Here is a 22,624-nt window from a genome sequence, read left to right on the forward strand (position 1 = left end):
TTGCCGCAATGTCATCCGAGAGAGCGCATGCAAGCGCTCGCTCCAGCGTCCCTAGCGCTCCATCATCGAGAGAGTTTGCCATGCATTTCCAAAAGACAGCCAACGGCTTCGAACTGGCCATCAACGGAAGCACCGTTCTCCGCCACTCGACCGATGCCCCTTGCATCTTCGTCGGTAAGGGCGAAGAGCGCATGGATATGTATCGCGGCAATTTCGATATCGAAGATTACGTGGTGGAGCGCGTCGCGCTAAGCCAAGCGGACGTCGAGAGCGACAGCGTCACCCTCTCGACGGGAGAAGGTCAACCGCCGAGGCTCCGCCTGACCATCGCAGACAACAGCATCAGGACCCAAGCACTCGATCCATCCATCAACCGCTTCTGGTTGCGAGTCGCCGCCGAAAAGGACGAATGCGTCTGGGGCGGCGGCGAGCAGATGTCCTACTTCAATATGCGTGGCCGCAAGTTCCCGCTCTGGACATCGGAACCGGGCGTCGGCCGCGACAAGACTACTGAGCTGACGTTCAAGGCAGACGTCACCAGCAAGGCGGGCGGCGACTACTACCACACCAACTACCCGCAGCCGACCTATGTCTCCTCGCGTCGCTACGCGCTGCATGTGGAAACCACGGCCTATTCTGTTTTCGACTTTCGCCGTGATGGCTTCCACGAGATCGAGGCCTGGGCCGTGCCGGAGCGCCTGGAGTTTTTCGCAGCCGACAGCTTCAAAGCACTGGTCGGTCAGTTGTCTCTGCGCTTCGGTCGTCAACCAGAACTTCCCGAGTGGATCTATAATGGCGCGATCATCGGCCTCAAGGATGGCGAGCACTCTTTCGCGCGGCTTGAGAAGATCCGCGAGGCCGGTGTGAAAGTCTCCGGACTGTGGTGCGAAGACTGGGTTGGCCTGCGCCACACCTCTTTCGGCGCAAGGCTCTTTTGGGACTGGAAAGCCAACGAGGAACGCTATCCGGCACTCCGCCAGAAGATCGTTGAGCTTGCCGATAACGACATCCGTTTCTTAGGGTATGTGAACCCCTATCTTTGCGTCGATGGCTCCTTCTTCCCGGAGGCCGAAGCAAAGGGTTACTTTGCCAAGAACGACGCCGGTGAAACGGCGCTGGTCGATTTTGGCGAGTTCGATTGCGGCGTGGTGGATTTCACCAACCGGGAAGCGATGGACTGGTTTGCCGAAACGATCATTGGCCAGAACATGCTCGATTATGGCCTCTCCGGTTGGATGGCGGATTTCGGCGAATATCTCCCTATCGACATCCATCTCTCCAACGGCGTGGATGCCAAGCTGATGCATAATGCCTGGCCGACCATCTGGGCGGAGGTAAACGCGAAGGCAGTCGCAAGTCGTGGCAAGACCGGCGAGGCACTGTTTTTCATGCGCGCAGGGTTCACCGGGGTCCAGGCGCATTGCCCGTTGCTGTGGGGCGGAGACCAGTCGGTGGATTTCACAAGGCATGACGGCCTTGTCACGGTCATCTCCGGCGCGCTGTCCTCAGGCCTGCTCGGCAATGCCTACCACCACTCCGATATCGGGGGCTACACCAGCCTTTTCGGCAATGTCCGCACAGCAGAACTCCTGATGCGTTGGGCCGAAATGGCCGCCTTCACCCCCGTCATGCGCACCCACGAGGGCAACCGCCCGCGCGACAATCTACAGATCGACCAGGACGAAATCGTCCTCGCGCACTTTGCCCGCATGACAGCGATCTATGTTCACCTGGCGCCCTACCTGAAGTCTCTCTCCAGGCAAGCGGCCGAAACCGGCCTGCCCGTGCAACGTCCGCTTTTCCTACATCACGAAGACGACCGCAGAACATATGACATCCAGGACGCCTATCTTTACGGAGAAGACCTTCTGGTCGCACCGGTCTGGCAAGCGGAGCAGAACGAGCGAACCGTTTACCTGCCGCGAGACGCTGAGTGGGTGCATGTGTGGACCGGCTCGACGCATGATGGCGGTCAGGAAGTCACGGTCGGCGCACCAATCGGGAAACCGCCGGTATTCTATCGCACAGCCTCGAAGAACACTGAACTCTTCGCTGGGCTTCGGGATATCTGAAAGCAGAACGTCGAGACGGCAGGTGCCCGCTTACATGGAAGCTGATCTTCCCTTACGCGACCTATCGAGAGCGACTTTTCATCCAGTGGGTGTCGTGGTGGGTGCTCGTGCTGTCTTGCCGCGCGCCAGCAGTGTGAGGAGCACCATAGCGCCCTTAACGCCTTTGGTGCCGCAAACTGGATATCGCTTTCCCTGCGTCGATCCATCGCGCCCTGGTTCAGGGATCGTTCCGCGGCACATTCAACTCTTGCTGTACGATCCAGCAACATTCGACTTACCAGCACCCCACCTGGAGACGCTCTAAGCGAGTATTCGACGAATGCCGCATCCCCTGGTTACTACCATAGATTTAAATTGACTGAGAAGATCGTCATACTGTGGGGATATTCGACCTCGAGTATGCATCAAGACTTGACTCTATTACTCATCTTTGAGATTGCGGACATGCGTTTGTAGTTGCTCTCTGGGACGGAGCGGCACGGCGCTCTCAAGGAGTATGCATGTATGTCCAGCAGTAGAGTTGAAGTCGAAACCCAGCACGCGAGCCGCTATCTGCAGCAACTGTCGAAGCACTGGGCACACAAATTCGAGACGGAGTTCACGCCGCTTTCATCGAAGATCGCTTTGCCGCTCGGTGAGGCGCGCCTCAGCGCAAACGATACAGACTTGGTCATCGAGGTCACAGCGCACAAAAGCGAAGACCTGACGGTTCTACAAGATGTCGTCCAGCGTCACATCGAACGCTTCGCGTTCAAGGAGTCGCTCGCGTTTGTGTGGCGCCCGCTCGCCTGATGTTGGCTGCTCCAACGACGAATAGTTTAAGATTTTTGGATTGAGGGGACTGGGGACAACATGTCTGTTCTTAATTATGGCGTTCGAATGAACAGCTATGGCTTCGCTATACTTGCAAGTGTATCGCTCCTTGCACTGGAGCCGGCATTGGCACAGGGTCAGGACGCAGGGCCCGTTCAAAATGGGTCGACGACGCCAACGGTATTGAAGCCGATCGTCATTCGAGGCGCGCGCGACGGCAAGCCGGCCACGGCGACCATCGGACAGACAGCGGCTGACTTCAGTGGCGGTCAGGTATCGACCGAAGCCCGGCTCGGCGCACTCGGCAACCGCCCGATCAAGGATACGCCTTTCAGCATCACCGCATACACGGCCAAACTGATCCGCGATCAACAGGCGCAAACCGTCGCAGACATCACGCTCAATGATCCTTCTGTTCGGGCGGATGCGCCTCCCTTCAGTGAGCGTGACTCGTTCCTGATCCGTGGCTTCCCCGTCGTCAATCTGGACATTTTCTATGACGGGCTTCCCTATATCGCCAATCCGCGCCGACACTTCCTTGAGGGGATTGAACAGGTTCAGGTGCTGAAAGGCCCAAGCAATTTCATCAGTGGCGGCATCGGGCGTGTGGGCGGCACCATCAATCTCATTCCAAAGCGCGCGGCAGATGAGCCTTTGACGCGGCTGACGACCGGATATCGCAGCGATTCACAACTCTGGACCCATGCTGACGTTGGCCGCCGTTTCGGTGAAGGCGATGAGTGGGGCATCCGCGCCAACGGCTCTTTCCGGGGTGGTGAAACCAGCCTCGATCATAATGATACGCGGATCGGTGTGGCGTCTCTCGGGATAGACTATCGCGGCGAAGACTTCCGTGCGTCACTTGATCTCAGTCACTCGACACAGAAGCTGGACTCGCCGACATCTCTGTTCAATAGCGCTTCAGCCGGATTGAGCCCCATCCCCCGCGCGCCAAACGGCAGGATCAACACGGCAAACCCGTTCGAATATCTCGACAGTTCCTACAACATGGTCTCTGGGCGCCTTGAATACGATGTCTTGGACAACACGACAATCTATGCGGCGGCGGGCGCTAGCAGGTACAGGGAAGATTTTCTGACATCGTCTTACACGATCTTGAATTCTAATGGGGATGCCAGCGTTGCGTTTGGCTACAACCCCCAAGAGATCATCGGATACTCTGGCGAGACTGGCATCCGCTCGGAGTTCGAAACGGGAGAGATTGAGCACAAGCTCAACGCGTCCTTATCCATGTCACTGAGCCAGAACAACCGTGGCTACTTTAATCCAGCGGCCCTCGGTTTTCCGACCTATACAACAAACATCTATGACCCAACCTACATATCAAGCGGTTCCGTGAATACCGCAGGGCTACCACGTTCTAGCAATCTAGGAAGGTTTGCCGAGCTACTCTCTACCAGCATATCGGTATCAGACACGATGTCGTTCTTCGACGAGAGGTTGGAGGTGACAGTCGGAGGTCGTTATCAAGATATGCGGTCGGAAGGCTTCAACACGCGTCCGGCCGCGGGACCGGCTGGGTTCCGCAATTACCTTTACCAGGAGGCGAGATTCAGTCCTGCCGTCGCTGCTAATTTCAAACTGACAGACGATCTTTCCCTTTACGCTAACTACGTTGAAGCGCTCACAGAGGGGGGTGTCGCCCCAGCCAGCGCCAATGGAAATGCTAATCAAGTTTTTCCTCCTTTCGTCAGCAGGCAAAAGGAGATCGGTGCAAAGTACGATACCGGCTCAATTATGCTAACTGCGGCTCTTTTCGAAATCAGGCAAGCAAATTCCTATACATACAGACAGCCGAATCCCGCATTTCCAGCCGATCCTTTGGCATCGCCCATGCTGAGCTATTTCTCAGTTGATGGCGTTCAGGTAAATCGCGGGCTGGAACTCTCCGCCTACGGCGAACCGCTTGATGGTCTTCGTTTACTTGGCGGCGTAACATTTATGGAGCCAACACTTCGGAATTCCAGAACACCCTCAGGAGTGGTCGTTAACGGAAACACCGCGCCGGGAGTTCCTAAGACGTCAATCAGTCTGTATGGCGAGTACGACTTGCCATGGGCCGAAGGGCTGACGGCAACCGGCCGAGTGATCTACAGCGGTAGCACGTATTATGATCCAGCGAATACCCAGAAGGTCGACAGCTGGACACGTGTTGACCTGGGTGCGCGGTACAAATTCGAGCGCGAAAACGGCAAAGCTGTTGAACTGCGCGCCAATGTTGAGAACGTCTTTAACCAATACTATTGGGCCTCATCCGCTCGCGGATGGCTTGCAGCGGGTGCTGCTCGCACCTTCATGGTTTCGGCGTCGTTCGATTTTTAATCGCTCGTCTTTGCCCTGCGATAACGGCTACATGCAACTCGTCTTTGAGGTAACCACATGAAATTGCTCTTGCTCTCGGCTCTCTTGGCCATCACCTCCTCCGTCTCATACGCGCAGGCAACCGATGTCCAAACCGCAAGAGGCGTTGTGTCTATTACTAAGAAGCCTGAGCGTGTGGCCGTGTTCGACATGGCTGCGCTCGATACGCTTGCGAGTATCGGAGTGAAACCCGTCGGTGTTCCGGAAAAACTTTACCTCGAAACGCTTGAGCCTTTGAAGCGGGGAGCCGAGATTGTCGGAAACATTTTCGAACCCGATCTCGAGGCCCTTAGTTCTCTTGGTCCAGACCTCATTATTCTCGGCGGACGATCGTCTACCAAGGTCGATCAGACAGCAGCAATCGCGCCGACAATCGACATGACCATGCTGGGAGATGACCTCGTCGCTCAAGCCAAGGAGCGTCTGGCGACCTATGGTGCCTTGTTCGAGAAGCAGAACGAGGCACAAAAGGTTTCGGCGGATCTGGATGAACGTGTCCGTGCTGCGCAACAGGCGGTCAAAGGCAAAGGAAAAGCTCTGATCGTCATGACCAATGGGCCGAAGGTCACGGCCTATGGTCCGGGCTCCCGGTTTGGCTGGGTGCACGCGACATTGAATCTTGAGGCGGCCGTGCCGGACATCAAGGCCGCCAATCACGGTGAGGCGGTCTCTTTTGAGTTCATCAACAAGGCGAACCCGGATTGGCTCCTGGTGCTGGACCGCGGCTCGGCGATCGGATCGGGCGAACAGGGAGCAAAGACGACCCTCGACAATGAGCTTGTCGCTCAGACGACGGCGTGGAGAAAAGGACAGGTGATCTATCTCCCGGCTCCCGAATTCTACATTGCCGCGGGTGGCGTTCAGTCGACGAGCAAGGTTCTTCAGGTGATCACCGACGCCTTCAACGCTGCGAAATGATCGATAAAGGCCATAGGGCTTTGTGGCGACCGACGCTTATATGTGGAGGTGTTCTCCTCGCCTTAGCGGTGGCCAGCCTGTTTATCGGCGTCTCAGACAGTGGGACGGTTGAACTTCTCATGGTCAGCCGGTTGCCGAGAACGCTAGCGGCCATCCTTGTCGGCGCGAGCCTGGCTCTCGCCGGCTTGGTCATGCAGACGCTTGCTCGCAACAATTATGTCGAACCGTCCACGACAGGAACGTCACAAAGTGCCGAGCTTGGCGTGCTTGCCGTGACGCTGTTATGGCCATCGGCGAGCCTGCTGCTGAAGAGCGTTGTCGCGACCGCCACGGCTCTCGGCGGAACTGCTGTCTTTCTCATGACAGCCCATCGCCTGCCGCCGACGCAGCCCTTCCTCGTGCCGTTGTTCGGCATCGTTTATGGTGGTGTGATCGGTGCGGCGGTGACATTCGTCGCTTGGCAGGCAGACCTTCTTCAGTATCTCGCAATCTGGACCAATGGCGAGTTCTCCGGCGTCCTGCGAGGTCGCTACGAGCTTCTGTGGATCAGTGGCGCAATGCTGGTCATTGCCTGGCTTGTCGCAGATCGGTTGACGATCATGGCTCTCGGTCGCGACACCAGTGTGGGCCTGGGGATCGATTACGCCCGGATGCTCCAGCTTGGGCTGGTGATTGTTGCCGTGATTTCGGCGCTCTGTACCGTCATCGTTGGCGGCATTCCGTTTGTTGGCCTCGTCGTACCGAATATCGTCTCACGCTTGGTGGGAGATCACCTGCGTGGCACCATGCCCGTTGTTGCGATTCTAGGCTCCACCCTCGTCTTAGGCTGCGATATCCTCGGGCGAACCATCAATTTTCCGTACGAAGTTCCTGTTGGAACCGTGTTGGGATGCGTCGGAGCCCTCATCTTTCTCTATCTTCTCATTCATCGGCCGAAACATGCTTGATCGAAAGCTGCTGTTCCTGGCTCTACTCGCCACGGCCACGATGACTGCCTATCTGACGATTGGCCTCAAAGGCAACATTGGCTTCGTCATCGGGCTGCGCGCCACCAAGCTCATCGCTCTCATCGAGGTGAGCGTCGCGATCGCCGTCTCCACCGTGATCTTCCAGACCGTAACCAACAATCGAATTCTGACCCCGTCGATCATGGGGCTCGATGCCCTTTACGGGTTTGGTCAGATGCTGCTCGTCTTCGTCTTCGGCGGCCTCGGCTACGCGTCCCTGTCTCCTCACCTGAAGTTCGGCGGAGAGGTCATTCTGTTGATGGCCTTCGCCAGCGCCATCCTCCTGCCGATGCTCTTGCGACGGATCGATATGAGTTTGATGCTGCTCGTTGGGATCGTCATCGGTATTCTGTTTCGCAGCCTCCAGTCGCTGCTTGCCCGGCTGATAGACCCGAATGAATTCGCAGTCGCTCAGACCGCCGGCTTTGCGAACTTCAACGGTGTGCGCACCGATCTCCTGACTGTTGCAACGATCTTGACCACAATGGCCCTCGTTATCGCATGGCGGTCGAGACATGTGCTCGACATCGTCGCTCTCGGACCGGACAGCGCTACAGGTCTTGGTATTTCGTGGACAAAAACAACAGCAGCTTTGCTGGTTCTGGTTGCAGCGCTCGTGGCAGTGTCCACAGCCCTGGTGGGACCTGTGGCGTTTCTCGGTCTGCTGGTGGTCGCGCTTGCCGAACGCTTCGTCAACACCAGGCGGCACGCGATACTGCTGCCTGCCGCCGCCCTCGTTGCTGTCATCGTTCTTGTTGGCGGCCAGGCCTTGCTGCAGCACACCCTCGGGAACAGTTCGACACTAAGCGTGGTGATCGAGTTTGTCGGCGGCATCGTGTTTCTTCTGCTTCTCATCGCAGGAAGTCGCAAATGATCACTATCGAAAACGTGTCGGTCGGCCATTCGGGAGCGACCATTCTTAAGAATGTCTCGCTGACGATCCCCAAACACGGCGTGACGGCGCTGATCGGCCCAAATGGGGCGGGCAAATCGACCCTTCTTTCTCTGATTGCACGCCTGCAACCGCTTCAATCGGGAAAGATCACTATCGATGGCCACCGATTGGGTGGAACCAACGATCGGGAATTGGCAAAAATCATCGCCATCCTCCGACAAGATTCAGTCGTCACGAGTAGGTTACGGGTAAGGGAGCTCGTCAGCTTCGGACGTTTTCCCCATAGTCGCGGTAGGCTGACGGACATGGATCGGGACATTGTCGCGAAGTCCCTTACTCGTTTTGCTCTCAGCGATCTCGCAGACCGTTTCATCGACACGCTGTCGGGCGGACAACGGCAACGCGCGCTGGTGGCCATGACATTCGCGCAGGAGACGGATTACATTCTCCTCGATGAGCCGCTGAACAATCTGGATATGTATTTCGCGCGCGAATTGATGCTGCATTTGCGTGCGCTCGCCGATGAGGAAAACAAGAGCATCATCATCGTTCTGCACGACATCAACCAGGCTGCAGCCCATGCAGACAGGATCATCGCCATGAAGAACGGCGGCGTGGTTGCGGATGGCCCTCCCCGGGAGATTATCAAACCCTCCGCGCTCGGCGAAATATACGGCTTCGACATGCGCGTCGAGGAGATCGACGGCACGCCGGTCGTTTTGCATTTCAAGTAAGACGCCACCAGCGTTTTCGCGCGAGTCCGGTTTTCCGAACCCACTTTCGGGATGAAAAAAAAGGAAAAAGCCCGCCACATGGTGGCAGGCTGATTATCTCAAGAGCGTCAATCCATGCTCAGACGAGCTTAAACCTCTCAGGCCGGAAGGTCGCCAGCATTGGATGTTCAGCGCCACTCGCGACCTCATAGGCCAGCAATTCGCCGACGATGAGACCGAGGGTCGCGCCGCTGTGGCTGAAGGCGACATAGTAGCCTGGTATGTCTTTCATCGCCCCGATTACCGGCTCGCCATCGCCAGGGATCGGCTTTCCGCCGACACCGACGGAGGCAACCTCGAGTTTGGGGTTACCCTCCATCACTTTGGCAGCTTCGGCCAGTAACTCGGTAATCACACTCTCGTGGACCTGGTAGCTACCGTCTGCGCTAACGCTCACACCCTCGTCGGCCGCCCAGTCTGCATCGAGCGAAAATGTGCCGCCAGGCGCTGGACGAACAGCAACACGCGGTGTGTTCAGCACGGCACGCAAGGGATGAGCCAAGGGCTTGGTCTGAACTAGAAGGGCGACCGGTGTGTCGTCGCCGATGGTCTGGCCATTCTCAGCAGCCATTTTCGGCACCGCCGGACCGGTCGCGAGAACAACGGTGTCCGCGCGATGTAGATCGCCCTTGGCGGTTTGCGCCCCGATTGCGCGCCCGCCTTCGATCACCACCTTGGCAGCACCTTGATCCGTGACGACAACGCCGCCGAGTTCGGAAAACTCCTTCAGCAGCAAACCGATCAGCGTAGGCAGATCGACCCAGCCTTCGCCGGGATTGAAGATCGCGCCTTGCGCGGTAATGCCGCTGGTGTCGAGACCGGGCACGACGCGGGAGACATCCTGCGCCGAAAGCCGCTGTGCGTCATAGCCAATTGAAACCTCGTGGCGATAGGCGGCGTCGATTTCGTTTCGCTCGTCATCGGCATCCCAGGTCAGCCCACCGTCAAAGCGCAGCCAGTCTGCGTCCGGGTTCTTTGCGGCGAGCGTGCGATAGCGATCGATGCCCGCCACGCGCAACCGGTGATACGGCTCGGAGCGCATGCGCGCCGAATTCAGCCAGGAGAGCGAGCGGCCGGAGGCGCCGTTGGCAGGTGGGCCGTCATTGAGGATCGTCACATTGACGCCACGGCGCGCCAGTTGGACAGCTGTGGAAACGCCAAAGATACCGGCGCCGATGATGACGGCTGTCGAAATGATATTGTCAGTCATGGGATAGGCTTTCATTCGATTGTGATGATGGGTGTAAGAACCGCCTCAGGCGTCTTCCCAACGACCGCTGGTCGCGGATCGGAAGAGCGCGTCGATCGCCTTCATGTTTGCGATCGCGTCGTCGAGTCCCGTCTCGAGTGGCGTGCCGGAGAGCACCGCTTCGGCAAAGGCATCGACCTGTTCGCGGTACTGATCGACAGGCTCAATCACGATCTCCTGGCGACCGCCGCCTGCGAGGTCCCGCCCGTCGTCGAAGATCAGCACGGTTTGTTGATCGGCCGGTGCATTGAAGGGGATGGGGATTTCCAGACGACCGCGCGTTCCAAGGACCGTCACCTTCTGCGTAAGCGACAATTGCGTGGAGCAAGTGAAGGTAAGCTGCCTTCCTTCCGGAAATGTCAGTAATCCGCTGGTCAACCGATCCGTGCCGAAAACGGGATCCTTCTCCATCAGCGCAATAGCCCGTAGCGGCTCGGCGTCAAACAGGAAGCGCGCCGTGTTGATGGCGTAACAACCGACGTCGAACAGGCCACCGCCGCCAATATCGGCTTGGTTGCGGACATTCTTCGGATCGTCGAGATAATAGGCAAAGATCGTCTGGATGGCCCTGACATCGCCAAGGCGTCCTTCCGCAACCATCGCCCTCGCCTTCTTCCATTGGGGATGGTGACGAACCATGAAGGCTTCTGCGACCGGTAGGTTGGCGGCCTTTTGCGCCTCCGCCAGTTCGCTCGCCTGCGCTGCATTGAGCGCGATCGGCTTCTCGCACAGCACCGGCTTGCCATGCTCCAACGCCTTGATGGTCATGGGAACGTGGAGATGATTGGGCAAAGGGTTGTAAATGGCGTCAATGTACGGATCGGAAAGCAGATCCTCATAGCTGCCATAGGATTTTTCGATGCCGAAGCGCGTCGCCATTGCGCTTGCCTTTTCGGCATCCCGCGAGGCAATCGCTGCAACGCGCCCTAAACGGCTGGACTGGATGGCGGGAATAACGGCCTTGGCAGCGATCCCTGCGCAGCCCAGCACGCCCCATTTGAGTGTTCGTGTCATCTTATTTTCTCCTGATACTCAGAGCACTTCCGCGAGGAAGCGCTGAAGGCGCGGGCTCTGCGGGTTGTCGAATATCGCCTCCGGCGGGCCTGCCTCTACCACGCGTCCCTCATCCATGAAGACAACCTGATCAGCGACGCGGCGGGCAAACCCCATCTCGTGCGTCACGACGACCATGGTCATGCCACGCATTCCGAGATCTGCCATGAGATTGAGCACGCCCTTGACCAGTTCCGGATCAAGCGCACTCGTCACCTCATCAAAAAGGATGACTTCAGGTTCCATGGCCAGCGCACGAGCAATGGCGACGCGCTGCTGCTGCCCACCGGACAGACCGCCCGGGCGGTGATGCTGGCGGCTCGCAAGGCCGACCTCGGCGAGCTTCGCCTTGGCGATACGCTCGGCCTCGGCGGCGGGCAGACCCTTGATCTTCGTCAGAGACAACATGACGTTTTCGAGCGCCGTGTGATCGGGAAAAAGATTGAAGTGCTGGAAAACCATGCCGACCCGACGGCGCAGCCTCTCCGGCTTCATGCCCAGAATGCTTTCTCCGTCGAAGAGAATATCGCCGCTCTTCGGCTCGACGAGCCGGTTGATCCCACGCAACAGGGTGGATTTCCCTGAGCCGGAGGGACCGATGATGCAGGTGACGCTGCCCGGCTTTACCGAAAGATCGACGCCCTTCAGCACATCGAGATCGCCATACGCCATCCCAAGATTGCGCACATCCAGGCCGCCGCCCTTGAAGACGGTGCCGGTGGCGCGGGACGCACCATCGAGCTCACTCACTTCCTCAAGGCCACTGGTGATGGTCGAAGGACGCTGCTTGCCAAGCCGCAGCCGATTATCGATCATATTGACGACGTGGGTAAGCGGTACGGTCACGATCAGGTAGAACACACCGGCCATCAGCAATGGAGAAAGATTACCAGTCACCACCGCCTGGTCCTGTCCGACGCGAAAGATCTCGCGCTCGGAGGCCAGAAGGCCGAGGAAGTAGACGAGGCTCGAATCCTTGACGTTACCGATGAACTGATTGACGAGTGCCGGCAGCACGCGGCGAACACCCTGCGGCACGACGATGATGCGCATGCCCTGACCATAGCTCATCGAAAGGGCGCGGCACGCTTCCATCTGGCCACGATCGACGCTCTGAATACCGGAGCGGAAAATCTCGCCGATATAGGCGCCGGCGATCAGGCTGAGCGCCAGAATGCCGAGCGGATAAGGGGATGGACCGAAAAGTTCGCGGCCGATGCGGGCAAAGCCCTGCCCGATCAACAGGATGGTAACGATCGCCGGAAGGCCACGAAAGATGTCTGTGTAGAGCCGGGCGGGAATGCGCAGCCAAGGCGAGCGGGAAATGCCCATGATGGCGAGCACCATGCCAATGACCACCCCAAGCACCGTAGAGGTCGCAGCAAGTATCAGCGTATTTTTCAAACCAACCGTGATCATGGTTGGCAGCACTTCGGCCATGGCGTTCCAGTCAAGGAAGCTGCGGCGCAGGTTTTCAAGCCAGTTCATCAGAAATCCCTAGAGCATGTCGCCCAAAAGTGGCCACCGGTTTTGCGGTAACGACATGCGACAGAAGAAGAACCTAAAGCGGAAGGAGCGAATTCAAATGATCGCCACACACTTTAGAAAGAAAGGCCGGTTCGACCGATAAAGGCCGAACCGGAAGGTGGCATTACTGCTTGGGAAGATATGTCGCAGGCATGGGCGTTCCCGGGAACCACTTTTCGTGGAGCTTCTTCCAGGTTCCGTCCTGCATCGCCTCTTTCAGCGCCTTGTTGATCGCCTCGCGCAGGGCGTCGTTACCCTTGCGGATGACAAAGCCGGCAGGCGCATCGAAGCTTGGAATGTTGACGGCGATCTTCAGTGCCGGATAGCGGGTGGAATAGTCCTTTGCCGCCTCGAAATCGAGGAAGTGGGCATCGACCGTGCCGTTATTCAGGGCCGAAACGGCAGAATTGTTGTCCGGAAATTTCACGAGATCGGTGCCGGCGAAGTTCTTCTCGGCATAGATTTCCTGAAGCGTGCCCTGGACGACGCCGAGGCGCTTGCCCTTGAGACCCGCAGCATCCTTGATATCCTCGGAGGTCAGGACGCTGAGGAAGCCGGCAAGATAACCGTCAGAGAAATCAACGGTCTCCTTGCGCTTGGCCGTTGTACCGATCGCGGCTGCAGCGACGTCGAAGCGGCCGTTCGCCACTGACGGCATCAATGCCGAGAATTCCTGACCCGTAAAGATCACCTGGTCCTTTTTGAAGCCCATGCGCTCGGCAATATTGAGAAAGAGCTCGATGTCGAAACCAGTGAAATTGCCGTCTGCCGTAGTGAAAGCGTAGGGCTTGGCGTCGCCCATGGTCCCGACGCTGATGGTATTCTGGTCGATAAGGCCTAGCGGATTATCGGCAAGCGCTGGCGCGGCGGCGGCGATCAAACCGAAGGTGAGCGCGACGGCCGCGGCACGCATCTTGGTCAGTGGAGATGTAAAAGCTTCAGTCAGTCGCATTGGCGTCATGTCCTCTGGAGTTGTTGTTTGCGATGTCGTCAAGGCGCACGGGTCCCATCCGGAAGACGGCGCGAAGCCACCAATCCCGGCCCATGCAGTTTCGAATGCTGAAAGTCTTCTTATTGGATTGATACCGGTCTCATTTAAAAAGAGACCGGTCTCTTTCATATTTAGCAATTGTTAGCTTCGCATTTGCCAGTCGTCAAGTTCTCTTGTAAGGCTGTCATTTATGGACAAAAGCCCGCCCAAGAACTCTTCCGTCACTGTGGCCGACGTCGCGCGCAAAGCCGGCGTCTCGAAGGCAACGGCCGCGCGTGTTCTAGGCGGATACGGAACCGTCAGCGACCGCGTGCGTGAGGTCGTCACGGCGGCAGCCCGCGCCCTTGGTTATCGAACGAACGAGCTTGCCCGCAGCATGACCACCGGCCGCTCGGGTTCGATTGGTGTCGTGGTCGGCGATATCGAAAACCCGTTTTTCAGCCTTGCCGTTCGCGGTATCACCGACGTCGCACGACAGGCTGGCTTTACGGTCATTCTCAGCAATTCCGGTGAGGACATCGATGCGGAGAAGGCAGCCATTCGCACCTTGCTCTCCAAGCGGGTGGACGGTCTCATCGTTTCGCCAGCCAGGGATGATGACGTCGATCATTTGCACGAGGCTGTGCGTTCGGGGTTGCCGCTGGTGCTGCTCGACCGTGGCAGCGATACTCTTGCTGTTGACACCGTGATTGCTGATGATCGGCATGCTGCGGAGAGCATTACGCGGCAACTGGTTTCACTCGGCCACCGCCGCATTGCCTATGTTACCGCCTGCGACACACCGGACCATACCTTCCGCACGCTTCAGGATATCAGCACCGCTTCCGTGCGGCGGCGCATAGAAGGATATCTCCGTGTCTGCGAAGAGGCTGGCCTGAGCGATATGGGGAAATGGGTGCGCGTCGGTGCCGTGACACCCGACCAGACCCGGCGGATCGTCACCGACATGCTTCAATCGCCGCAACGCCCAACGGCCATTATTGCCTCGGACAGCATGATCGCGCTCGAAGCGTTCAAAGTCCACCGCCAGTTGGGTCTTACAATCCCGGACGACGTGTCCCTTGTTTCCTTCCACGACGCGGACTGGACATCGGTGACGTCGCCGCCAGTGACGGTGGTGCGCCAGCCTGTTTACGATCTCGGCGCGACAGCGGCTGAACTTCTCGTCAAGCGCTTGAATGGCGCAACGGAAACCGCGCGTAAGGTTGTCCTGAAAACCGAGATCGTTGAACGCGCCTCTGTGCGAGCGGCACTTTAAGTTTTTGGTCTGTTGGACGAGTTGCCCGAAAGATAAAAGAGCGAAAAAGCGTTAGAGGGGTGGCGTAAAGCAACGCCACCCCTCTTATGCATCTGTCAGGGAAGATCGCGCACCAGCGGTTCACGATCCCAGTGGCGCTTGGCGCCGACCTTCAGAAAATCATCGACTGGGACGACACCTTCATCCATTTCGACATTTGCTTTGTCGAGCAGTGCCTTGGTGGCAGGACAGTAGCCGATCGTCTTGCAGTGACCATAGGCATCCATGAACCACTGGATCGCCGCAGCCTCTTTCGTCAGCTTCTGCGCAGCCTCCGGAGCGAGGATGGAAACGACCGCGTCGAACAGGAAGGAAGGCGATCCTGCAAGCTGACCGTCTGCGGGCATCGTACCGCCATTGAGTTTGACGCCGCCGACTTTCCTGGCAACAACAAAGGGAGTTCCACCTTGCTGCTTGATCTCTTTCAGGAGTTTATCGACCGCGCTCTTGTTGGAGCCATCATCGATCAGCACCCCAATCTTTCGGCCTTCCAGGGCTTCCAGAGCGTTCTTCTGGATCGACAAGGCGTCTGAGACCGGCATGTCGATCGGCTCTTTTTTCGGCGAGGACTTTGCGGGAAGATCGATGCCCAGACCATCCGCGACCCGACGCGCCAAGTCTTCCTCGATGTTACGCAGGTTCGATACGACGTTTTGCCGAACATGCGCGAGCTGCACTTTCGAGAGTTCGAACACGATCGCGGAGACGATATGCGTTCTTTCGCTCTCCGTCTGCGAACGGAAGAACATGCGAGCCTGGCTGTAGTGATCGGCAAAAAGTTCGTCACGCTGGCGAAGCTTCTGGGCCGGATTGTTTCGCTCGTCGTTGGTCTCGAATGTCGAGAAGCCGGTCGCGACAGACGCGCGTGGTCCGCTGTCTTCGCCTGCCTGGCTCAGGCTGTTCGGCTCGTAGTTTGCCCTTCCCTTGGGAACCAGCGTCTGCATCATGCCGTCGCGCTGGAAGTTATGGAAAGGGCACTTCGGCGCGTTGACAGGGATTTGATGGAAGTTCGTCGTGCCGAGCCGGGACTTCTGGGTGTCGAGATATGAGAACAGTCGGCCCTGAAGCAGTGGATCGTTGCTGAAGTCGATACCTGGAATGATATTGCTTGGCAGAAACGCGACCTGCTCGGTCTCAGCAAAGAAGTTGTCGACGTTTCTGTTGAGCGTCATCCGACCGATGATCTCGACAGGAATGTCCTCTTCCGGAATAAGTTTGGTGGCGTCCAGCACGTCATAGGGCTGCTTCTGAGCCCATTCTTCATCAAACACCTGGATCCCTAGATCCCACGAAGGGAAATCGCCCTGGTCGATGGATTCGAAAAGATCGCGGCGTTGGAAATCCGGGTCGGCACCGGCAATCTTTACGGCTTCGTCCCAGGTGGTAGACGCCAGGCCAAGATTGGGCTTCCAGTGGAACTTGACAAACTTGCTCTCGCCCTCAGCGTTCACCAGACGGAAGGTGTGGACGCCGAAGCCCTCGATGTGGCGGAAGGACCGCGGGATCGTGCGATCCGACATTGCCCACATGATCATGTGCATCGATTCCGGCATCAGGCTGACGAAATCCCAGAACGTATCATGAGCCGAAGCCGCTTGAGGGTAACCCCGGTCCGCTTCCATTTTGACACTGTGGATAAGATCCGGAAACTTGATGGCGTCCTGGATAAAGAAGACCGGGATGTTGTTGCCCACCAGATCCCAATTGCCGCTTTCGGTGTAGAGCTTCACCGCGAAGCCTCTGACATCACGTGGCGTGTCTACAGAGCCGGCACCACCGGCGACCGTCGAAAAACGCACGAAAACAGGACAGCTCTTCCCTTCCTCCTGGAAGATAGACGCCTTGGTCAGGTGTGGTATGGCCTTGGTGCATTCGAACACGCCATGCGCGCCCGACCCTCTGGCATGCACGATCCGCTCGGGGATCCGCTCGTGGTCGAAATGAAAGATCTTTTCGCGAAGGACAAAATCCTCCAGCAGGGTGGGACCTCGACTCCCCGCCTTGAGGCTATTCTGATTGTCCGAAATACGGTGGCCGAAATTGTCGGTCAGATAGGCTGCGCCTTCCCCACCGTCCGCACCAATCGTCTGCTGCAGTTCGTCGCCTTTGCCACGCTGCTCTTCAAAGCTTGCCTGGCCGGAGCCGGGCGTAAGCTCATGAAGAGAATTGTCAGTGCTCGGCGAATGGTTCCCTTGCTTACGCTCGGTCATAGCCAAATCCTTTGTGGTTTGATGAATGGAAGAACTGCACGCGTGCGCGCTGCAGAGGCGTTGGCGAAGCCAAGCTCAAAGCTACAATGGACCCAGCGAAAGTCGGTTCCACCTCATCAACCATGATATTCGCTATTAGGCGCTTTCGTACCCTTTCGAACCAATGGAAGGTCGCGGCAGGTGGTGCAGAGGTTACGATGGATGAAGGCTCAGCGAACCATGCAAATCCGTCTCAAAACTTTGGGAAACAAATATAAATAATTCAACAAAAGTTGGCGCGTGGTAATTCAGGCAAACAATTCAATTCCTCGATACCGACCTTTATTGATATCAACCCGAAATTGATGATCTTTGATGATTTTAGTCTTCAGATATGACCGCTATTGCGCAGAAATCTCTAAATATTACACTTATATTTCGCGCAGCTAATACTGTGTTTTCGTTGGAAAATAAAGCATCTTCCTGTTGAAGTATCACGATTTTGCACTAATGATTGAAGATACGCCGGGCAGGCAAACCCTCTTGGCAGTAAAACATAATTTGGAATGATCGAAGTGCCTTCAATACAATCTGAACGTGTCTTGACGTGCAGCTGCGTAAGATCGGAGTAGAGGTCGGTTTCGTTCTTCGCAAGGTTTGAAGAAGTAGATCAAGCTTGCGGCCTACATGTGCTCTGCGGCACTCGATGGGGACAAGCGCAAACTGAGTTAGAGGCTTCGGCATGGTACAGGAGCGTCAAAAACTGAACTCTTGAAAGATCACAGATAATCAGCATGGGGCAGAACGGGGTGTAAAATGGGTTTTAAAGAAGCGGTTCGGACGGTTCTTAAAGAGAAATATGCCACCTTCTCTGGCAGAGCCAGCCGATCTGAATTTTGGTGGTTTCAGCTTTTCTACTATCTCGTGGGGTTCTTCTGCTTGGTGATCATGGGATTGCTTTCACTGGGCCACAATCAAGAAGAAGGTATTCCATCCTCCGTCATCGTAATGATGATAGTATCGGGGCTACTGTTCCTCGGAATGTTTCTGCCGCAGATATCCCTTACTGTTCGCCGGTTCCATGACAGGAATCTTTCCGGCTGGTGGTATCTGGGCTTAATAGTTGCGAGCATGATCCCCCCCATCAGCCCTATTATAGGTCTTGCAATACTTATACTCGTTCTCCTTCCCGGAACAAAAGGTCCCAACAAGTTTGGCCTAGACACTTTGAACCCGCAGTCCTCCGCAGAGGTGTTCGCCTGAAACGCCAGTTGAAGCCATTGTTGTGGCTGGCTGTCTTATGGTCGGTTGCCACCGCTCCGGTGGGAGCGGTGGCTCAAGAGCCGTTGGGGAGCGCCGAAAATTACAAGGCACAGTGCCTACAAAATGGAGTGCGCTGTACGCTGACCTATCCCGAGGGGCCGACCCAGGCGAAGCCGGAGGCCCCTAGGCCTTCCGAGGTGCCACCGGCGGTGTCGAGCCCGCCCGCCCTCGGCGGCTTTCTGGGTGTGCTTATCGTCCTGATCGTCCTCGTTGCCATCATCGTCCTGTGGATGTTTTTCGGCAATGGCGGTGTCTTGTTGTCGCGCGCACCGATGGCGACGCAGCCGAACCGAAGCGAGAAACCGGAAAACTGGCGAAGCACCACACGTGACGCCAACGAAAAGCCGCGCGATTTCCTGGCACACATCGCCGCCATGCCGGATCGAAGGGAGGCGCTTGTGCAATTGCTGAGACAATGCCTGCTTCAATCGGCCAAGCGGACGGGAACGCATGTCTTACGTTCGGATACCGAACGGACGGTGTTTGTTAGACTGCCCAAGAAGATGGAGCATCGGGATGAGTTGCGACGTCTGCTTTTACAGACTGAACTCGCCCATTATGGAGGGAAGGTCCCTGCGGAAAGCGATTTTTCGGAACTGTTGCAGGTAGCACAGCCTCTGCTTTTCAGTGGAGATTCGGCTCGTGTTTAGGTCCCGCTTGATCCTCCTTTTGGTCGTGCTGTTCAGCACACTGGCGCATGCCGGCGCAGGAATGGCTCAGGAGAACGCAGATTTTGATCGCTCCCCCACCGGCTATAGGGGACTGGAAGTCTGGCTGCGGTCCTCGGGCATCCAGGTTGCGCGCACCGACCCGTCGACCAATTCGCCAGTCTCGCGCGCCTCGCTCCGCATCGTGCCGCTGCCTTGGTCTAGAGCCGGTCGGATAATAGGCGATGGCGACAGACGTACGCATTCAGCGGTCTTCGGCGACAAACCCAGCATCACCCCAACCCTGATCGTATTACCAAAATGGCGAGCCGATCGTCTTGAGCAGGGCGTTGCCCGTGAAGACGCTCTGATACCGTCATCCGACGTCGACGACGCCCTCGCCCGGATCGGTATCCCCAATCTTCACATCAAAAGGACGGGACCGCGTTTCAGGCAGGCGCAACAATCCATTCTAAGACACCGTGTCGAGACGATTAGGATCTATCAAGCACAGGTCTTTTCCCGCGACCAAACCCCCTCGAACTGCGAGGAAATGGCTGGGCTTCAAGCGGGCCCGCTGCTGCTAAAATGTACTTTCGACTTTGAGTTCTATGTCCTTTCTGATCCCGATCTCCTCAATAATCATGGGCTGGCGCTCGGCGAAAATGCCGATTTTGCCATCTCCATGATCGACGAGTTGCGCGGCCTTTTCGGCAGGCGCCCCGTCTATCTTGCGACAACTGACGCAGTTGCGTCCAACCCCGCTGATCCAGATCGTTTTCTCGCATATCACTTATGGTTCATCTGGGGTGCCATCATTCTCGTGGCTGCGGTCTGTTTCTGGCGCGGCGCGGTCCGTTTCGGCAAACCGCTGACGACCGAGGCGACATCCGATCTGTCAAAAGCTGCGGCCACCGAAGCGACCGCCCGGCTTTTGCGCCTGTCCGGCAATGACGGACGTATGACCGCGCAATTTGTTCATAACCTGCTTGCCGACAAAGCCGGCCTCTTGTTTGGACCACATGCAGCCAACGACGCCGGTATCGAACGAATGTTTCGCCATCTTGCCTTGCGCGACCGTTCCAGTGCCGAGGCTTTCGAAGCGATATCGAAAGAACTTATGAACCGCGGCAAAGCCATGACCCAGCCCGATCTGCATCGGCATCTTGAAACATTTAAAAAACAACTAGGGAGCATCAAGCTTGAATCTAGATGAGTTTCGCAATCTGGTTGTCGCGATCCGCGGCGAGATAGCCAAGACCGTGCAGGGGCAGGACGCCCTTATCGATATGATCCTGATCTCGATCTTTGCGCGCGGCCACTGCCTTCTCGAAGGACCACCCGGCACCGCCAAGACCTTGCTCGCGCGTTCGGTCTCGGCCGTCATGGACCTGCAGTACCGGCGCATTCAATTCACGCCGGACCTGATGCCGAGCGATGTTCTGGGCGTGAATCTCTTTAACTTCCAGACCAGTCAATTTCATCTGACCAAAGGGCCAGTCTTCACCAACATCCTGCTTGCCGATGAAATCAACCGAGCGCCTCCAAAGACCCAATCCGCCCTTTTGCAGGCCATGAATGAGCGCATGGTGACGATCGACGGCACCGATTACCCACTCGGCCTGGACTTCTTCGTGCTCGCCACGCAGAACCCCATCGAGCAGCATGGCACCTACCCCCTGCCGGAAGCGCAGCTTGATCGCTTTCTCTTCAAACTCGTCATCGATTTTCCCAATCGTGAGACAGAAATCGCCATCCTGAAACGTCATGCGGGTCAACCGATCCAGACGAAACTGAACGAAGTGGGCATTCGGCCGCTCGTCACCAGCTCCATTCTTGCCGAGGGTCGGGCGCTGATCGACAGCATTCATCTCGATGACAGCATCCTCACCTATATCGTCGATCTCGTCCGGGCGACGCGCTCCGATCCGGAGATCCTTCAAGGCGCCTCGACACGCGCAGCCGACGCGCTATCGGCAGCGGTGCGCGTTCGGGCAGCTTTCGGGGGACGTCAATACGGCCTACCGGACGACGTTCAGGCACTGATAGTGCCAGCCTTGCGCCATCGCATCATCCTCTCTCCCGCAGCGGAAATCGATGGCCGGACGACCGAAGACGTGCTTCGTACCATCCTGAACCGTATGGATGCACCGCGATAGATGCGCCCCTCTTCCTCCCTCATTGCTCTCGTTCTGATCATGACCGCGCTGACGGTGCTGACAGCCGTGTGGTGGCCCGGTGTCGATATCGTGATCGTGGGTCTTTGGGGCATCGTGGGAATAGCGGTCTTGCTCGATATTGCGCTGTCGGTCTGGTCGAAGCGGATCGAGATCGCCTTTGATCTGCCGAGCCGAGGTTTCGTCGGCCACAATGTGCAATTGTCGGTAGAGCTTTCGCCGCATCGCGGCGCCTTGCCCTTAAAGATGGAAGCCCGGCTTGATCTCGAGCCCGAGCTTGTGGCCCAGGACGTCACCACTTTCGATCACGGAGCCAACCGAAAAGCGACAACCACGTCGTCAATGGATATCCGCCTGACGCGCCGCGGGGTGTTCAAGGTCGAAACGATCTGGCTGAAATGGACTTCACGGCTAAAGCTGCTTGAAGTCGTTGTTCGCGCGCCCATCGCCCGCAAGATCACCGTCGCGCCCGACATTTCGCCCGTGCTGTCGGGAGCGATCAACACACAGATCCTGCCGCTTGAGGCTGGCAGCAAAGACATGAGGCTGAGTGGACAAGGATCTGAGTTTCACCAGTTGCGCGAATTTGCAGTTGGCATGGATACGCGCAGTATCGACTGGAAGCGCTCCGCGCGCATGCGCAGCCTTGTCGTGCGGGACTTGACGGCCGAGCGCAATCAGCAAATCATTCTATGCGTCGATTCCGGGCGCCTGATGGCCGAAAAAATTGCCGGTATCGCAAAGCTCGACCGCGCCATCAATGCCGCACTGGCAACGTGTTGGGCAGCCGGACAGGCGGGTGATCTGGTCGGCTTCTACAATTTCGACAGCCGGCCTCGCCTGTTTCTGCCCGCCACACCAGGGCGCGCCGCTTTCACCAGGGTGCAATCAGCGTGTGCGACATTGCGCTACGAGGCGCACGAAACCAACCATACGCTCGGCCTTACCTATCTCGCCGGTCAATTGAGGCGGCGCTCGCTCATCATCATCTTTTCCGACTTCGTGGACAGTACGACGGCCGAACTGATGGTGGAAACGATCCGCACCTTGGCGAAGCAGCATTTCATCGTCTACATCGCGCTGAGTGACTCCAGTATCAAGACGCTGATCGAACCCGACATCTTGACGCTGGACAGTGTCGCACGATCGGTTGCCGCCCGCCAGATTTCGCAGGAGCGACGAACCGTCCTGGAAACGCTTTCCCGTCTCGGTGTGATGTGCCTCGACAGCACGCCTGAAGCGCTCACATCCGATCTGATTGGCCGCTACATCGAAATCAAATCTCGCGAGATGCTATGACCGGGCCAAATG

Annotated in this window: 18 protein-coding genes; 13 read left to right on the forward strand and 5 right to left on the reverse strand. The window is 57.3% G+C overall.

Annotation, left to right across the window (positions count from 1 at the left end; translation table 11 throughout):
• Positions 1-80 precede the first annotated feature (80 nt).
• From AC07U5_RS14760 to AC07U5_RS14790, 7 genes are all read left to right on the forward strand, one after another.
• The gene (locus tag AC07U5_RS14760; protein WP_494723443.1) at positions 81-2,072 is read left to right on the forward strand and encodes an alpha-glucosidase; all 1,992 of its coding nucleotides are present in this window, start codon (positions 81-83) and stop codon (positions 2,070-2,072) included.
• A gap of 504 nt (positions 2,073-2,576) precedes the next feature.
• Entirely contained in the window at positions 2,577-2,864 is a 288-nt protein-coding gene (locus AC07U5_RS14765; RefSeq protein WP_494723444.1) for a DUF2218 domain-containing protein, read from the forward strand.
• A gap of 60 nt (positions 2,865-2,924) precedes the next feature.
• Complete coding sequence (locus AC07U5_RS14770) at positions 2,925-5,228, forward strand: TonB-dependent receptor (RefSeq protein WP_494723445.1); 2,304 nt, start codon at positions 2,925-2,927, stop codon at positions 5,226-5,228.
• 57 nt (positions 5,229-5,285) lie between these two features.
• Positions 5,286-6,185: a siderophore ABC transporter substrate-binding protein gene (locus tag AC07U5_RS14775; RefSeq protein WP_494723446.1), complete on the forward strand. Its 900-nt coding sequence runs from the start codon at positions 5,286-5,288 to the stop codon at positions 6,183-6,185.
• A complete protein-coding gene (locus AC07U5_RS14780) occupies positions 6,182-7,132 on the forward strand; it encodes an ABC transporter permease (RefSeq protein WP_494723447.1) in 951 nt (316 codons plus the stop codon). The genes AC07U5_RS14775 and AC07U5_RS14780 overlap by 4 nt, the downstream gene beginning before the upstream one ends.
• Positions 7,125-8,066, forward strand: coding sequence for an iron chelate uptake ABC transporter family permease subunit (locus tag AC07U5_RS14785; RefSeq protein ID WP_494723448.1), 942 nt, complete (start codon positions 7,125-7,127; stop codon positions 8,064-8,066). The genes AC07U5_RS14780 and AC07U5_RS14785 overlap by 8 nt, the downstream gene beginning before the upstream one ends.
• Complete coding sequence (locus AC07U5_RS14790) at positions 8,063-8,821, forward strand: iron ABC transporter ATP-binding protein (RefSeq protein WP_494723449.1); 759 nt, start codon at positions 8,063-8,065, stop codon at positions 8,819-8,821. Before AC07U5_RS14785 ends, AC07U5_RS14790 begins: the two co-directional genes overlap by 4 nt.
• Before the next feature lie 118 nt (positions 8,822-8,939).
• Here AC07U5_RS14790 and AC07U5_RS14795 read toward each other — a convergent pair whose 3' ends face one another.
• From AC07U5_RS14795 to AC07U5_RS14810, 4 genes are all read right to left on the reverse strand, one after another.
• Positions 8,940-10,070: an NAD(P)/FAD-dependent oxidoreductase gene (locus AC07U5_RS14795; protein ID WP_494723450.1), complete on the reverse strand. Its 1,131-nt coding sequence runs from the start codon at positions 10,068-10,070 to the stop codon at positions 8,940-8,942.
• Positions 10,071-10,115: 45 nt separating this feature from the next.
• On the reverse strand, positions 10,116-11,123 hold the full coding sequence (locus AC07U5_RS14800; protein ID WP_494723451.1) for a Gfo/Idh/MocA family protein: 1,008 nt from the start codon (positions 11,121-11,123) through the stop codon (positions 10,116-10,118).
• A gap of 18 nt (positions 11,124-11,141) precedes the next feature.
• Entirely contained in the window at positions 11,142-12,650 is a 1,509-nt protein-coding gene (locus tag AC07U5_RS14805; protein ID WP_494723452.1) for an amino acid ABC transporter permease/ATP-binding protein, read from the reverse strand.
• Positions 12,651-12,813: 163 nt separating this feature from the next.
• Positions 12,814-13,641, reverse strand: a complete 828-nt coding sequence (locus AC07U5_RS14810; protein WP_494723453.1) for an ABC transporter substrate-binding protein — start codon at positions 13,639-13,641, stop codon at positions 12,814-12,816.
• Positions 13,642-13,870: 229 nt separating this feature from the next.
• Between AC07U5_RS14810 and AC07U5_RS14815 the strand changes: the two genes are divergently transcribed.
• On the forward strand, positions 13,871-14,938 hold the full coding sequence (locus tag AC07U5_RS14815) for a LacI family DNA-binding transcriptional regulator (protein ID WP_494723454.1): 1,068 nt from the start codon (positions 13,871-13,873) through the stop codon (positions 14,936-14,938).
• 95 nt (positions 14,939-15,033) lie between these two features.
• Here the strand turns inward: AC07U5_RS14815 and AC07U5_RS14820 are convergent, their stop codons facing one another.
• Entirely contained in the window at positions 15,034-17,187 is a 2,154-nt protein-coding gene (locus AC07U5_RS14820) for a catalase (RefSeq protein ID WP_494723455.1), read from the reverse strand.
• Positions 17,188-17,982: 795 nt separating this feature from the next.
• Here AC07U5_RS14820 and AC07U5_RS14825 point away from each other — a divergent pair.
• The 5 genes from AC07U5_RS14825 to AC07U5_RS14845 are packed head-to-tail and all read left to right on the forward strand — an operon-like array spanning position 17,983 to position 22,612.
• A complete protein-coding gene (locus tag AC07U5_RS14825) occupies positions 17,983-18,429 on the forward strand; it encodes a DUF805 domain-containing protein (protein WP_494723456.1) in 447 nt (148 codons plus the stop codon).
• Between the two features lie 8 nt (positions 18,430-18,437).
• The gene (locus AC07U5_RS14830) at positions 18,438-19,139 is read left to right on the forward strand and encodes a hypothetical protein (protein WP_494723457.1); all 702 of its coding nucleotides are present in this window, start codon (positions 18,438-18,440) and stop codon (positions 19,137-19,139) included.
• Positions 19,140-19,164: 25 nt separating this feature from the next.
• Positions 19,165-20,352: a hypothetical protein gene (locus tag AC07U5_RS14835; RefSeq protein ID WP_494724250.1), complete on the forward strand. Its 1,188-nt coding sequence runs from the start codon at positions 19,165-19,167 to the stop codon at positions 20,350-20,352.
• Positions 20,339-21,295: an AAA family ATPase gene (locus AC07U5_RS14840; protein ID WP_062442177.1), complete on the forward strand. Its 957-nt coding sequence runs from the start codon at positions 20,339-20,341 to the stop codon at positions 21,293-21,295. Before AC07U5_RS14835 ends, AC07U5_RS14840 begins: the two co-directional genes overlap by 14 nt.
• A complete protein-coding gene (locus AC07U5_RS14845) occupies positions 21,296-22,612 on the forward strand; it encodes a DUF58 domain-containing protein (RefSeq protein ID WP_494723458.1) in 1,317 nt (438 codons plus the stop codon).
• Positions 22,613-22,624 lie beyond the last annotated feature (12 nt).

This window comes from Agrobacterium sp. GW821-FHT02D03 (assembly GCF_059421725.1).